Here is a 14044-nt window from a genome sequence, read left to right as displayed (position 1 = left end):
TCAGATTGAAGCAGGCGAAACGGCTATACGATTTTTTCAATTTTTCCTGTCCCGCAAACGAATCAAGGCTTCCTGCGCCACTGTCGCCAGCAATACGCCGTGCTGATTGTAGACATGCGCAAAACTCAGCCCGCGACCACCCGAGGCATTCGGGCTTTCCATAGTAAACAGCAACCAGTCATCCATGCGCAGCGGCCGGTGAAACCAGATCGTGTGATCGAGGCTGGCAAGCTGCAGGCGCGGATCAGTGATGCCTATACCGTGCGGTTGCAGCGCCGTCCACAACAAACCGTAATCCGATACATAGGCAAACAGGCTTTCATGGAGCAGCGGTTCATCGGCCAGCTGCATAGGTGCGCGCGCCCACATTTGCCGCGTCGCCGAACCCGGCTGGCCGCCGAAGATATTGTCCGTGGGATTGCTGCGGAAATCCACCGGCACAGGATAAAAGGGCAGGCCGGCGGCGCTGCCCTGCTGCTGCCATATTTTCAAACTCGATGGCAGCGTTTCGGGATCGAGCATCTCCGGCGCCGGCTTTTGATGCGACAAGCCTGTTTCAGCAATCTGGAACGAGGCCGACATCACGAAGATGCGGCGTCCCTCCTGCGAGGCGACCACGCGGCGCGTGCTGAAGGTGCCGCCATCGCGCACGCGTTCGACGTCGTAGTCTATCGGCAGCTGATGATTGCCCGGCAGCAGGAACATCGCATGCATCGAATGCGGGCGGCGCTCCGGCACCGTGAGGCCGGCGGCATACAGCGACTGCGCGAGCGCCTGTCCGCCGAACACATTCGGGCTGCCCATGAAATGACTTTGCCCGACAAACTGGTCCGCGCTGACTTGCTGCGGCGCCAGCAGACGGACAATTTCTTCGGTGTTGTACAACGTTTTATCCAGCATCGGATCCGTCACTTGTAAAAGGGCTCAGGCTTGCCAGACAGCGGCCACGATTTCATACGAACGCACGCGCGCCGCATGGTCGAAGATCATCGTATTGATGATGATTTCATCGGCTTGCGTGGCTTGCAGAAAGGCTTGCAGTTTCTCGCTGACGGTGGCGGCACTGCCTATGATGGAAGCGCGCAGCATCGACTCGACTGCAGTGCGCTCGTGCGGCAGCCATGCATCATCCATGTCCGCTACCGGCGGCGGCAATTTGCCCGGCGTGCCGCGCACCAGGCCCAGATGCATTTGCTGCTGCGACGTGGCCAGGCGCTGCGCTTCTGCATCGCTGTCGGCGGCAAAGATGTTGACGCCCACCATCGCATACGGCGCAGCCAGCGCTGCCGATGGGCGGAAGGTCTGGCGATACAGCTCCAGCGCAGTCAGCATGTAATCGGGTGAGAACTGGCCGGCAAATGCAAACGGCAAGCCGAGCTGGCCAGCCAGTTGCGCGCTATAGCTGCTCGAGCCCAGCAGCCAGACTGGAATATCCAGGCCCTGACCCGGTATCGCCTGCACCTGCGCGTGACTGCCGGCCGGCTGCAGGAATGCGCGCAACTCTTGCAGCTGCCGCGGAAATTCGCTGCCGTCGTCGCTGCCGCCATTTACCAATTCGCGCCGCAACGCACGCGCGGTCGCCTGGTTGGACCCGGGCGCGCGTCCGAGGCCGAGATCGATGCGGCCCGGATACAGCGAAGCCAGCGTGCCGAATTGTTCGGCGATCACCAGCGGTGCATGATTGGGCAGCATGATGCCGCCGGAACCTACGCGTATCGTCCTGGTGCCGCCGGCCACATAGCCGATCACCACCGAAGTCGCCGCGCTGGCAATGCCGGGCATGCTGTGATGCTCGGCCAGCCAGTAACGCGTGTAGCCCAGCTGCTCTGCATGCTGCGCCAGATCAAGCGAACGATGGAAGGCATCGGCAGGCGTTCCGCCCACCAGTATCGGCGATAAATCAAGTACGGATAAGGGTGTGTTTTTCAGGGATTTCATCAGCGGCTATCGGTCAGGCAAGACAGACAGCATACCGTGTATCGGCAATTCCAGCCGGGCGCCGCTGCGGCCTTATCGTTGCGCTCATGCTTATGGATTCGACTGTGCATCAACATATTTATTACAAAATATGCAGGCAAGCTTCATGTAAATTTTTCAAAAACCGCATTCCGCATCTTTTGTCTGCCATATACGGCAAATAAGTCTTACCATTTAGCGTTACGCTCACTACAATCGAACGACGCAATCTTTACCACAGGAGGTCGATATGTTTTTTACCCGCGCTATCCTTGTTTCCACTTTGCTCGCGACACTGTTAATTGGCTGCAATAAGGTTGACACCCCGCCTACCCCTACACTCGGTGGCGCTACCGGCTCAGTCGCCGCGCCCGCAAGCACGCTGCCGCCGTCGGATGCAAAACTGCCGGCAGCACAAGCCGGCACCACTCCTGACAGCGGCAATGCCAGCGGCCCCTCGCAAGCCACATCCAGGCAATTAAGCAACGAGCAGGAATCTACTGCGATGCCTTTGCCCGGCCAGGTCAACAATCACTCGACCGCCAATCCGACTGGCGAAAAAAAGTAAGCTCCGCACTTAAAAAACAAAACCCGCCTGAGGTCCGGCGGGTTTTGTTTTTGCTGCAGCAAAATATAGGCCACCAGCCGGCAGGCAGGTTCACGCCAGCAAGCGCACCGTGAATTCCGTGCCCACCCCTTCTTCGCTTTTTACCGTGATGGTGCCGCCGTAACGGGCCACCAGCGTGTAGCTGATAGACAGGCCGAGTCCGGTGCCGCCTTGCCGCTTGGTGGTGAAAAACGCATCGAAGACGCGCGCCAGATCCTTTTTCCTGATGCCGGCGCCGGTATCGGCAACGCTGATCGTGACGCCGCGTGCGCCAGCCTCATCGGCCCAGTCCCGGCTCTCTATCGTCAGGCGGCCGCCATCCTTCATCGCATGTATCGCATTCGTGCACAGGTTGATCAATACCTGCTGCAGCTCGCCGCGGTTGATTTGCACCGCCAGCGTGGCATGCTGCTGATGCACGACCTCGATGCGGCTCTGGTTGAGCAGGTGACGCACCAGCACCAGCGTATCGGCCACCACTTCATCGACCGCGATGGTTTCCACATAGCCGGCGAATTCACCCGGGCTGGCGAACTGCAGCAGCTTGGTGACGATGGTATTGATCCGGTGTATCTGCTGGTCCATCAATTGCAATTCACCCTGCACCGGTTTGGCTGCGGCACCCAGCGTATCGCGCAGCACATCCAGGTTGCCCTGCAATACCGCGACCGGATTGTTGATTTCATGCGCCACGCCGGCCGTGATTTCGCCTATCGCCGCCAGCTTCTCGGCCAGCACCAGTTGCTGTTGCGCCTTGACGAGCAGCTTGTTGGTTTTTTCCAGTTCTATCGTGCGCTCAACCACCTTGCGATCAAGCTGATCGCCCCAGGCCTTGAGTTCCTCATTCTGCTTTTGCACGGTATCGAGCAATTCATCCAGGTGATGCGACAGGCTGCCCAGCTCGTCGCGCGTCTGCGTGCCGCCGGTGCGCGCATGCATATCGCCCTGCTCGACGGCAGTCATCGTGCGGTTCATGCTGGTCAGCGGGCCGTAGATATCGCGCGCCACGCGCAGCGAGAAATACACGCCACCTATGCAGATCAGGATGAAGAGCGTGGCCAGCAAGGCAATCGCGGCTTCCTTGGCGCGCCGGAAGGGCGCTTCCAGATAACCGACATACAGCATGCCGACCCGCTTGCCGAAGCTGTCGGTGATCGGTTCATAGGCCGAGATATACCAGTCATGCACGACGAAGGCGCGATCCAGCCAGGTCTTGCCGTCATTGAGCACATGATTGCGCACGATTTGCGAAGCACGCGTACCCAGTGCGCGCTTGTTGCCGAACAGGCGCACATTGGTGGCGATGCGTACATCATCGATGAACAGCGTCGCCGTGCCGGCACTGCCTTCCGGCAGCGAGCCGTCGGCATAGACCAGGCTGTTGATGGTATCGACAAAGCCGAGGTTCTGGTTCAGCAGCATGCCGCCTTCCAGCACGCCCAGCAACTTGCCGTCGGTGTCGAACACCGGCGTTGCCGAGTGAATCATCATGCCGCTTTTTTCAGCAGTTTTTTTAGTCGGCGTTGCGTTCGGCGTGTTGAGCAATTCCAGATAAGCCTGCTGGGCCACGCTATCGTTGATCTGCCTTAATTGCGCTTCCGTATAAATATCGATCGCCGTCGCCTTGGCTCCCTCCAGCGAACTGCGGACTACCGGCCAGCCGGCGTTATCGATCGCCAGCGCCGCCTGTTTGCCGTTCGACGATACTTGCACATGGCCGCCGGCATCGAGGAAGTTCAGGAAATCCAGCCCGAGCGTCTTGTGCTTTTCCGTCAGCATCAATTGCAGGCGGGCGCGATCGCCTTCCCTGACAGTCGTGACCAGCGGATGCGAATCGCCCAGGCTGGCAACATCGAGACCTATCTTTTCCCTGACGTGGATGAAATATTCGTGCGCCACCGTCAGGTCGCTGCTGACCTTGAAGGTAAGCAGGCGATCGTAATACGCTACGCCCCAGTACGAAATCAGCGAAAAGAGTATCGGCAATACGGTGAGGAAGGGCACCAGCGCGACCAGCAGCAAGCGGGTCCGGACCGAAGTATTGGCCAGGAAGCGCAGCGCAAACATGTGCTGGAAAAAGCGGCGCAGGGCAGACAATCCTATACGCCCCACTCGGCGCATTTGCGCTCCAGGGTCTTGCGCGAAATGCCCAGGCGGCGCGCGGCTTCTGTCTTGTTGGCGCCGGCTTCCGCCAGGATTTTCAGTATGTGCCGCTTCTCTACGGCTTCCAGCGAGGTGTCGCCATCGCCGTCGTCCGCAGTGCCGGCATGCATGGTGCCGGATGCGACATCGGGGATGCTGCCGAGTATCAGCCAGCGCTCGATCAGATTGCGCAGCTCGCGCACATTGCCCGGCCACGAATAGGACGCCATGGATGCCAGCAAGGCGCTGTCGGGCTGCTGGCCCGGCACGCCTAGCTGCTGCGACAATTGCCGCACGAAATAAGCCGCCAGCGCCGGAATGTCATCCGCACGCTCGCGCAGCGGCGGCATGTGGAGTTGCACCACGTTCAGGCGGTAGTACAGGTCTTGCCGAAAGCGGCCTTCGCGCACCGCTTCCTCGACATTGCGGTTGGTGGCGGCAATGACGCGCACATCGACCGGGATTTCGCGCTCGGCGCCGACCGGACGGATTTTTTTCTCTTCCAGCACGCGCAGCAATTTGACCTGCATGGCCAGCGGCAATTCCGCGACCTCGTCGAGGAACAGCGTGCCGCCCTGCGCATAGAAAAACAAACCCTCGCGCGACGATGCGGCGCCGCTGAAGGCGCCTTTGACATGGCCGAACAATTCGCTCTCGATGATATCGGGCGCCACTGCACCGCAATTGATGGGCACGAAATGGTTGGCGGAGCGGCTGCTCAGATAATGCATCGCGCGCGCAGCGATTTCCTTGCCGGTGCCGGATTCGCCGGTGATCAGCACGGTACTCGGCACGCTCGCCAGGCGCTTGATCGCGGCGCGTATCGGTTGCAGCGCGACGGAATTGCCGACCAGGCCATCGACGCCCAGATCGACGTGATAATCCAGCTCGCGGCGCAGGACGAAATTCTCGCGGCGCAAATGGGTGCGATCGAAGCAGCGCCCGATCGCGCTCAGTATCTGGTTGACGCGAAACGGCTTGAGCAGAAAATCGGCAGCGCCGGCGCGCAATGCGCGGATCGCGGTTTCCAGGTCGGCAAAGGCAGTGATCAAGACCACGTCATTGTGCAAACCCAGTTCACGGATTTCCTGCAGCCAGTCGACGCCGCATTTGCCGGGCAGGGAATTGTCGAGAATGATCAAATCGAAATGACTCTGGCCCAGCAAGACGCTGGCCGCTTCCACCGATTCGACTGCTTCCACCCGGCTGCAACGGCCGACCAGCGTGCGCTGCAAGAAACTGCGCATGCCGGGCTCGTCATCGACGATCAGGATAGAACGCTCCTGCCAGCCGCCGAAGGCCTCGACAAACGGTTCATCTGTTTCAGTATTGCTGGGGGTTGCTGCAGTCATGTTGAATTCTATGCGGATAGCCACGGGGGAATGAGCGATTCTTTCTTATACACCCGTATTTGTCCATCCTGCTTATGGGCTAGCTGTTTGCAGTGCCGGCATGCGCGCATGCAGACTGGCGCGGTTTTGAAGCGTGAGATTCAGATTGAAAAAAGCGAGGGCCGACAGGCGCCTCGCTTTTATTGCCGGCTACAAAGGCTCTTAATGGAACAGGGCCAGCGACTTTTGCAGGGTAGACCAGACCCCCCATGCCAGCGGAATCGCGACATACGCCCAGAACAGGACGAGGATGGCAGGGTTGGACGGCTGGGCCTGTGCTTGATGTGTGCTCATGAATATTATCCTTTTAGCGAATTCGTAATACGCGCATTACGCGGCAGCAGGCTGCATCGTGCTGGTCGATGTTACGGACGGTGCGACTGGCGGGTGTGCCGCCTCGTCGCGCATATAGTGTTTTGCATGGACCGGCTTGACGAGCAGGTTGCAAATGAAGCCGACCACCAGCAGACCCGCCATGATGTACATCGTCACTTCATAGGCCTGGCCCTTGGGCACGCCCTGGTCAATCTGGTATTGACGGATATAGTTGACCAGCACCGGCCCGAATACGCCGGCGGCCGACCACGCAGTCAGCAAACGGCCATGTATGCCGCCGACAAATTTGGTGCCGAACAGATCGGCCAGGTAGACCGGGATAGTGGAGAAGCCGCCGCCGTACATGCTGACGATGATCGCGTACAAGCCGACAAACAAGGCCACGCTGCCGCTATGGCCGGCGTATGGAACCGCAGCGTAAAGCACGGCGCCGAACAGGAAGAAAACGAAATAGGTAGTCTTGCGGCCGAGATAGTCCGATGCCGACGACCACAGGAAGCGTCCGCCCATATTGAACAGACTCAGCAAGCCGACAAAACCGGCAGCTGCGGCAACCGAAACCGTACCCTTGAAGGTTTCCTGGATCATCACCGATGCCTGTCCAAGCACGCCTATGCCGGCGGTGACGTTGAGGCACAGTACCAGCCACAGCAGGTAGAACTGCGGTGTCTTCATCGCCTGATCGATATGCACGTGCTGCCGGGTGATCATCTTGTTCTCGACCACAGGCGGTGTCCAGCCGGCTGGTTTCCAGTCCGGTGCCGGGATGCGTATCGTCAGCGCGCCTATCATCATCGAGATGAAGTACAGCACGCCCATGACGACAAAGGTTTCCACCACGCCGACCGAGCTTGCGGTCTTGAAATGATCCATCAGCAAAACCGATAACGGTGCGCCTATCATCGCGCCGCCGCCGAAGCCCATGATCGCCATGCCCGTCGCCATGCCGCGCCGATCCGGAAACCATTTGATCAGCGTAGACACTGGCGACACATAACCGAGTCCCAGGCCTATCCCGCCGATGACGCCATAGCCCAGATACACCAGCCATATCTGATGCAGCGAAACGCCGATCGCGGAAATGAGAAAGCCGCCGCCGAAACAGCAGGCTGCCGCGAACATCGTCAGGCGCGGCCCGACTTTTTCCAGCCATTTGCCGCCGAAGGCAGCTGCCAGGCCGAGGAAAACGATGGCCAGGCTGAAGATCCAGCCCAGCGTGGTGAGCTTCCAGTCGTCCGGTGCCGGACTGTCTATGCCTATGGCCTTGGAAAGCGGGCCATTGAAGACGCTGAATGCATACGCCTGTCCGATGCACAGATGAACCGCCAGTGCGGCCGGCGGCACCATCCACCGGTTGAAGCCGGGAGCGGCGACACTTCTGTCTTTCGCGAAAAATTCAAACATGTGAAATCTCCTTTGATCTTGTTCACAGCATTCATGTGCTGCGATGTTTTTTTAGCGATGCGTGATGCATCAACCATGGCGAAATTTTTTCACCAGCGGCGATCTATAGGCAATCCACATGCCAGCACATAATCAGGCATCAAGTCCTTGATTCATATGGCTATCTTCAAATACGCGAAATGCGCACAGCGACAATTTGACCCTGTGCCGCGACAATTTGACCACGGGCTGGCTCAAGCCTGCCGGCCTTGTGCCGGCTTCAGGCGACCGGCCGATAATCGCGCTTCCCCTGGGCCGGCTCTCATGGGAAACTGTCGCCATCACTGAATAAATGAAAAGGCAAGATCATGGCTAAGAAAGAAGAACTGGATCCGGAAACGCTGGCGCTGATCAACTGGTGCATAGAAGTGGAAGGCTTTCTGGTGGCCGGCGGCGCGACCATGGCCGAGGCGCAGGATCATATAGAAGAGCAGATCGAATGGTTCACCGACCAGTTCTACGATGGCTTGACGCCGGAAGAAGCGGCGAAGGAAGCGCTGGCCTGAAGAGCGGCCTTGAATCAAAAGACCAATTGAAAGATGCAGACAGGCCATCGAATTGCCGCTTCGATGGCCTGTTTGCCATTGGAACCCGGAAGTTCGCGGCGGGTTCCGGCATCGCACGGAAAATCGTTATTACTTTTAACGACATAACGATTACAATAAGAAAAATTAGCGGCGACTGCCGTTTTAACAGGATGGATTTTTCGTGAACAAGCCTGCCACACCGATCAAGCTCGAAGGTTTATCCAAGCCGCGCGGCAAGCGCTGGGATCACCTGGAACTGCTGGAACGCATTGATGCCTCCGGCTCGATCTCGGCTGCAGCCACGGCGATGGGCATGAGTTACAAGGCTGCATGGCAAGCCGTGGAAGCCATCAACAACCTGTCGCATGAACCTCTGCTCGTGCGACAGCCGGGCGGCAGCACGGGCGGCGGCACTTGCCTGACCGAATATGGACGCCGCCTGGTCGCCACCTATCGCCGCCTGGAACAGGAATGGGCCAGCGCCCCCGCCGCCATCGGTCGCTCGATGAACGACTTCGACCAGTACTACCGGATGACTAGGAGATTCGATATGCAAACCAGTGCGCGCAACCAGTTTCTCGGCACTGTAAAAGCCGTCACACTGGGCGCGGTGAATGCGGAAGTGATACTCGATATAGGCAATGGCGAAGAACTGGCCGCCATCATCACGAATGACAGCGCCGAACATCTGGGGCTGGAAATCGGCAGTGAAGCCTATGCACTGATCAAGGCGCAATGGATCATTCTGGCGGTGGATGAAAACATCAAGACCAGCGCCCGCAATTGCCTGCGCGGCACCGTGGTGCGCTGCCAGGAAGGCGCGGTCAATGCCGAAGTGGTGATCGAACTGCCGGGCGGCAAGACCGTCGCTTCCATCATTACGAATGAAAGCGTCAAGGTGCTCGGCCTCAAAGAAGGCGTACGCGCTGCTGCACTGATCAAGGCTTCGCACATCATCCTGGCCGTGCCTGCCTGACGCTTTTTCAACCTGCCTATTCCAACACCATGAAAAAAATCTCTTGCGCTTTTATCGCCGGTTTGCTGTCGCTGGGCTTGTCCGCATCTGCCTTTGCTGAAGAAGTCCAGGTCGCCGTCGCTGCCAACTTTACTGCGCCGATGAAAGCCATCGCGACTGATTTTGAAAAGGCGAGCGGCCATAAAGTCGTGGCGACTTTCGGCGCGACCGGCAAGTTTTATGCGCAGATCGTCAATGGCGCACCGTTCGACGTCTTCCTGGCGGCCGATGATGAAACGCCTGCCAGGCTGGAAAAAGAAAGCGGCACCGTCGCCGGTTCCCGCTTCACGTATGCCATCGGCAAACTGGTGCTGTGGTCGGCCAAGCCTGACTTTGTCGATGCCAGAGGTGAGGTGTTGAAGAAGATGGCTTTTGCGCATCTGGCGCTGGCCAATCCGAAGCTGGCGCCTTATGGCCTGGCAGCGGAAGAGGCCATGAAAAAACTAGGCGTGCATGACGCGCTGCAAGCGAAATTCGTGCAGGGTGACAGCATAGGCCAGACCTTCAGCTTCATTTCCACCGGCAATGCGGAACTCGGCTTCGTCGCCTTGTCGCAAGTCTATGAAGCTGGCAAGATCAAGTCCGGCTCCGGCTGGATCGTTCCGGCCAACCTGCACAGTCCTATCCGCCAGGATGCGGTCATCCTGAGCAAAGGCAAAGACAACAAGGCGGCCGCTGCCTTGCTCGACTACCTGAAATCGGAGCCGGCAAAAGCGCTGATCCGCTCCTACGGCTACGCGCTGTAACCACCATCTAGCAAAGGCGCAGATTGCTGAACGACCCCAACCTCGGCGCAGTCATCCTGACGCTGAAACTTGCGAGCCTCACCACCATCATCTTGCTCGTCATAGGCACGCCGCTCGCATGGTGGCTGGCGCGTACGCGCTCCTGGCTGAAGGGTCCGGTAGGCGCGCTGGTGGCATTACCCATCGTGCTGCCGCCTACCGTCATCGGCTTTTATCTATTGGTCACGCTGGGGCCGAACGGACCGCTCGGTCAACTCACGCAAGCCCTCGGCCTGGGCACGCTACCGTTCAGCTTTGCCGGGCTGGTCGTAGGCTCGGTTTTTTACTCGATGCCGTTTGTCGTACAACCGATACAGAATGCATTTGAAGCCATAGGCGAGCGCCCGCTCGAAGTCGCGGCGACCCTGCGCGCCTCGCCGCTGGATGCTTTTTTCAGCGTTGTGCTGCCGCTGGCAAAACCCGGCTACCTGACCGCAATCGTGATGGGCTTTGCGCATACGGTAGGCGAGTTCGGCGTGGTGTTGATGATAGGCGGGAATATCCCGAACGAGACGCGCCTGATCTCGGTCCAGATCTACGACCATGTGGAAGCGCTCGAATATGCGCAGGCGCACTGGCTGGCCGCCGGCATGGTGGCGTTTTCGCTGCTGGTGCTGATCGCGCTGTATACATTGAACCCGACCGGACGGCGCAGATGAAATACTGCATCGATCAACTGCAAATACGCTTCAAGCTCGGCTACGCTGCTTTCTCGCTCGATGTCGACCTGACTCTGCCGGGTCACGGCATCACCGCATTCTTCGGCCCCTCGGGCTCGGGCAAGACTACTTGCCTGCGCGTCATCGCCGGCCTGGAACGTGCGACCGACACCTATCTGCTCATCAATGGCGACCTGTGGCAAGACGATGCGAAAGGCATCTTCCTGCCTGTGCACAAACGCACTCTGGGTTATGTCTTTCAGGAAGCCAGCCTGTTTGCGCATCTGGATGTGCAGCGCAATCTGGAATATGGGATGCGCCGCATCGCGGCAGCCGAGCGCCATGTTGCGCTGGACCAGGCGATCGCCTTGCTCGACATCGGCCATCTGCTGCAGCGCAAGCCGGACAAACTGTCGGGCGGCGAACGACAGCGCGTCGCCATCGCCCGCGCGCTGGCGACCAGCCCGCGCATATTGTTGATGGATGAACCGCTGGCGGCGCTAGATGCAAGGCGCAAGGCGGAAATCATGCCGTATCTGGAACGGCTGCATGACGAACTCGAGATACCGGTGCTGTACGTCAGCCATGCGGCCGATGAAGTCACGCGGCTGGCCGATCATCTGGTGCTGCTTGATGAAGGCAAAGTGCTCGCCAGCGGCACGAGCGATGATTTGCTGACGCGGCTGGACCTCGATGTGGCGCACGGCGACGCTGCCAGTGCCCTGGTAACGGCGACCATCAGTGCGCATGATCCCGACTACCATTTGACCTCGGTGGTCTTTCCCGGCGGCCAGCTCTTGCTGCCGCAGCAAAGCGCCAGCATAGGACGGCAGGTGCGCATACGCATACAGGCGCGCGACGTCAGCTTGAGTCTGGCGCCGCAACGCGACAGCAGCATATTGAATACGGTGGCGGCAACGGTGACGGAATTATCCGCCGATGCAGTCGGTCAGGTGATGGTCGGTCTGGATGCCAATGGCACGCGGCTGCTGGCGCGCATTACCAGCAAGTCTTGCGTGGCGCTGGATCTGGCGCCCGGCAAGCCGGTCTATGCGCAGATCAAGGGAATAGCGATACTGAAATAACCTGCCCGCGATCAAATCGCGGTCTTGACCTGGCCGAAAGCTTCCGACAGCAGCAGAATTTTTCCGGTATCGGTGGAATCGTAACCAGCCAGGCCGTTGATGACCTTGCGGAAATAACCGGACTGGACGACTTCGATCACCAGTTGTATCAGCGGATCTTCCATGATCGCCAGCGGCAAGGCCAGGAAATAACGCTCGCGTATCAGCGGGATGAAGTCCAGACCAAAGCGCTGCGCCGCCGTTTGCACGCCCACACCCACATCCGCCATCCCGCTCGCAATATAAGCCGCCACCGCCGAATGGGTGAACTCGTTGCTTTGATAACCTTCTATATCGAACGGCGAAACATTGGCGCCCGCCAGCATCAATTCCAGCAACATGCGCGTACCGGAGCCGACCTGGCGATTGACGAAACGCACGCCGGGGCGCGTCAGATCCTGCAGGGTCTGGATTTTTTTCGGATTGCCCGGCGCCACGAACAAGCCCTGGGTGCGCACCGCCAGATGGATCAAACAATGTTCGCGCGGATTGAGCCATTGCGTATAGCGCTCGACCGCCTTTTTCTCGAACTCTCCCAGCGGTACGTGAAAGCCCGCCAGATCGCACTCGTTGCGCGACAGGGCCGCCACCGCATCGGTACTGTTGCGGTAGCGCAAATCAACCGGTAAATCCGCTTCCGTCAATTGGTGCAGCAAGGCATCGACCGCAAAACCATGGCTGGCATCGAGCCGTATCGGCTTGGTCTTGCCGACTATGGTTTTGCCAATTTCGGTTTCCAGCTCCGAAGCCAGGCTTTCCAGCGTAGGCGACAGGCGCGCACGGATACGCCGGTCGGCCCAGATCAGCTTTTCCGCCAGCGGCGTCAGGGTCGTACCGCGGCCGCGATCGGTATTGAGCAAAGCGGTGCCAAACAGCTTTTCCGCTTCGCGCAACAAACCCCAAGAATAACGGTAGGACAAATCGACCAGGCGCGCCGCCTTGGAGATGGAGCCGGTTTTCTGGATAGACATCAGCAAGCTGAGTAAAACGGCCGTATCCAGCGGCGTATCCGCGCTGTGTGTGATTTCCCAATGAGGGTTGATGACGACTTTAAACATATGTCAAAAAAAGCCTATAAGGCATCCGCGTCAATTTTATGGGTATGCAAAAGATAGCCTATTGAAGCCTGTCTTTCCTAGTGCTACCTTCCACATATTGCAAAGGTTCGCCTGCAAACTATATGCTATCAAAAACATATATACAAGATAAATTTAACAAGGAAGCAGTATGGTTTCTTTCGATTTCACGACCTCGCGGCATAGGGCATCGACGTCGTTCACAGGAGTCTCTTCATGAGCGCTGAAAACACTTTCGATATGGCGGCGGTTGTATCCATCATCGCCCAACGTAAAGCCATGCCCGGCGCCATGCTGCCTATTTTGCATGAGATACAAAATGCGATTGGTTACATTCCACCCAGCGTCGTGCCCGACATCGCCGATGCGCTGAATGTCTCGCGCGCCGAGGTGCATGGGGTGATCACATACTATCATTTCTTCCGCCAGCATCCAGCCGGCAAACACGTCGTGCAAATCTGCCGCGCCGAAGCCTGCCAGGCGCGCGGCTGCGAATCCCTGGTCGATCACGCAAAAGAATTGCTCGGTTGCGATTTCCATGAAATCACCGATGACGGCACCTTCTCGCTGGAAGTTGTTTACTGCCTCGGCCAGTGCGCCAGCGGCCCCGCGATCCAGATCGACGACGATTTGCACGCGCGCGTCTCCAGGGAAAAATTCAACCGCCTGATCCAGGCGAAACGGGGTGTGCAATGACTGCAGTTAAAACAGTAACCATTTTTGTCCCGCGCGACTCGACCGCGATCGCCCTCGGCGCCAACGAAACCGCTGCCGCCATCGCACGCGAAGCAAAAGCGCGCGGCATAGCCATCAAACTGGTGCGCAACGGTTCGCGCGGCATGTTCTGGCTGGAGCCGCTGGTTGAAGTGGCGACCGATGCCGGCCGTATCGCTTTCGGCCCGATAGAAGAGCATGAAGTCGCCGCTTTGTTCGACGCCAACTTCACCGCCGGCGGCAAGCATGCCAAGTCGCTCGGCTTGACC

Annotated in this window: 14 protein-coding genes and 1 pseudogene; 8 read left to right on the top strand and 7 right to left on the bottom strand. The window is 58.8% G+C overall.

Annotation, left to right across the window (positions count from 1 at the left end; translation table 11 throughout):
* Nucleotides 1-36 precede the first annotated feature (36 nt).
* The gene (locus tag Q7T06_RS03055; RefSeq protein ID WP_304779948.1) at nucleotides 37-900 is read right to left on the bottom strand and encodes an acyl-CoA thioesterase II; all 864 of its coding nucleotides are present in this window, start codon (nucleotides 898-900) and stop codon (nucleotides 37-39) included.
* Between the two features lie 24 nt (nucleotides 901-924).
* The gene (locus Q7T06_RS03050) at nucleotides 925-1938 is read right to left on the bottom strand and encodes an LLM class flavin-dependent oxidoreductase (RefSeq protein ID WP_304779943.1); all 1014 of its coding nucleotides are present in this window, start codon (nucleotides 1936-1938) and stop codon (nucleotides 925-927) included.
* Nucleotides 1939-2206: 268 nt separating this feature from the next.
* Between Q7T06_RS03050 and Q7T06_RS03045 the strand changes: the two genes are divergently transcribed.
* Nucleotides 2207-2524 (top strand): hypothetical protein, encoded by a 318-nt coding sequence (locus tag Q7T06_RS03045; protein WP_304779940.1) that lies wholly within the window; start codon nucleotides 2207-2209, stop codon nucleotides 2522-2524.
* Between the two features lie 90 nt (nucleotides 2525-2614).
* Here Q7T06_RS03045 and Q7T06_RS03040 read toward each other — a convergent pair whose 3' ends face one another.
* From Q7T06_RS03040 to Q7T06_RS03025, 4 genes are all read right to left on the bottom strand, one after another.
* Nucleotides 2615-4684: a cache domain-containing protein gene (locus Q7T06_RS03040; protein ID WP_304779935.1), complete on the bottom strand. Its 2070-nt coding sequence runs from the start codon at nucleotides 4682-4684 to the stop codon at nucleotides 2615-2617.
* Nucleotides 4663-6057: a sigma-54 dependent transcriptional regulator gene (locus tag Q7T06_RS03035; RefSeq protein ID WP_304779932.1), complete on the bottom strand. Its 1395-nt coding sequence runs from the start codon at nucleotides 6055-6057 to the stop codon at nucleotides 4663-4665. Before Q7T06_RS03035 ends, Q7T06_RS03040 begins: the two co-directional genes overlap by 22 nt.
* A gap of 201 nt (nucleotides 6058-6258) precedes the next feature.
* Complete coding sequence (locus Q7T06_RS03030) at nucleotides 6259-6390, bottom strand: oxalate:formate antiporter (protein ID WP_304779929.1); 132 nt, start codon at nucleotides 6388-6390, stop codon at nucleotides 6259-6261.
* A 36-nt stretch (nucleotides 6391-6426) separates the two neighbouring features.
* The gene (locus tag Q7T06_RS03025) at nucleotides 6427-7836 is read right to left on the bottom strand and encodes an OFA family MFS transporter (protein WP_304779926.1); all 1410 of its coding nucleotides are present in this window, start codon (nucleotides 7834-7836) and stop codon (nucleotides 6427-6429) included.
* Between the two features lie 347 nt (nucleotides 7837-8183).
* Between Q7T06_RS03025 and Q7T06_RS03020 the strand changes: the two genes are divergently transcribed.
* From Q7T06_RS03020 to modC, 5 genes are all read left to right on the top strand, one after another.
* The gene (locus Q7T06_RS03020) at nucleotides 8184-8381 is read left to right on the top strand and encodes a hypothetical protein (RefSeq protein ID WP_304779923.1); all 198 of its coding nucleotides are present in this window, start codon (nucleotides 8184-8186) and stop codon (nucleotides 8379-8381) included.
* Between the two features lie 202 nt (nucleotides 8382-8583).
* The gene (locus tag Q7T06_RS03015) at nucleotides 8584-9378 is read left to right on the top strand and encodes a TOBE domain-containing protein (RefSeq protein ID WP_304779918.1); all 795 of its coding nucleotides are present in this window, start codon (nucleotides 8584-8586) and stop codon (nucleotides 9376-9378) included.
* 29 nt (nucleotides 9379-9407) lie between these two features.
* Complete coding sequence (modA, locus tag Q7T06_RS03010) at nucleotides 9408-10163, top strand: molybdate ABC transporter substrate-binding protein (protein ID WP_304779915.1); 756 nt, start codon at nucleotides 9408-9410, stop codon at nucleotides 10161-10163.
* Nucleotides 10164-10186: 23 nt separating this feature from the next.
* Complete coding sequence (gene modB, locus Q7T06_RS03005) at nucleotides 10187-10861, top strand: molybdate ABC transporter permease subunit (RefSeq protein ID WP_304779912.1); 675 nt, start codon at nucleotides 10187-10189, stop codon at nucleotides 10859-10861.
* Entirely contained in the window at nucleotides 10858-11946 is a 1089-nt protein-coding gene (gene modC / locus Q7T06_RS03000; RefSeq protein ID WP_304779909.1) for a molybdenum ABC transporter ATP-binding protein, read from the top strand. The genes modB and modC overlap by 4 nt, the downstream gene beginning before the upstream one ends.
* A gap of 11 nt (nucleotides 11947-11957) precedes the next feature.
* On the opposite strand, the gene Q7T06_RS02995 is transcribed toward modC, so the two are convergent.
* On the bottom strand, nucleotides 11958-13043 hold the full coding sequence (locus Q7T06_RS02995; protein ID WP_304779906.1) for a substrate-binding domain-containing protein: 1086 nt from the start codon (nucleotides 13041-13043) through the stop codon (nucleotides 11958-11960).
* A gap of 234 nt (nucleotides 13044-13277) precedes the next feature.
* Here Q7T06_RS02995 and Q7T06_RS02990 point away from each other — a divergent pair, with 234 nt between their 5' ends.
* Both Q7T06_RS02990 and Q7T06_RS02985 read left to right on the top strand, forming a co-directional pair.
* Nucleotides 13278-13757: a formate dehydrogenase subunit gamma gene (locus tag Q7T06_RS02990; protein ID WP_304779903.1), complete on the top strand. Its 480-nt coding sequence runs from the start codon at nucleotides 13278-13280 to the stop codon at nucleotides 13755-13757.
* A pseudogene (locus Q7T06_RS02985) lies at nucleotides 13754-14044 on the top strand (formate dehydrogenase); the annotation flags it as partial. The gene Q7T06_RS02990 and the pseudogene Q7T06_RS02985, both read left to right, overlap by 4 nt.

Origin of the sequence: Herminiimonas sp. (assembly GCF_030645555.1) — a bacterium.
Lineage (GTDB): Bacteria > Pseudomonadota > Gammaproteobacteria > Burkholderiales > Burkholderiaceae_D > Oxalicibacterium.
This window is presented reverse-complemented; position numbering and strand designations above follow the sequence as displayed.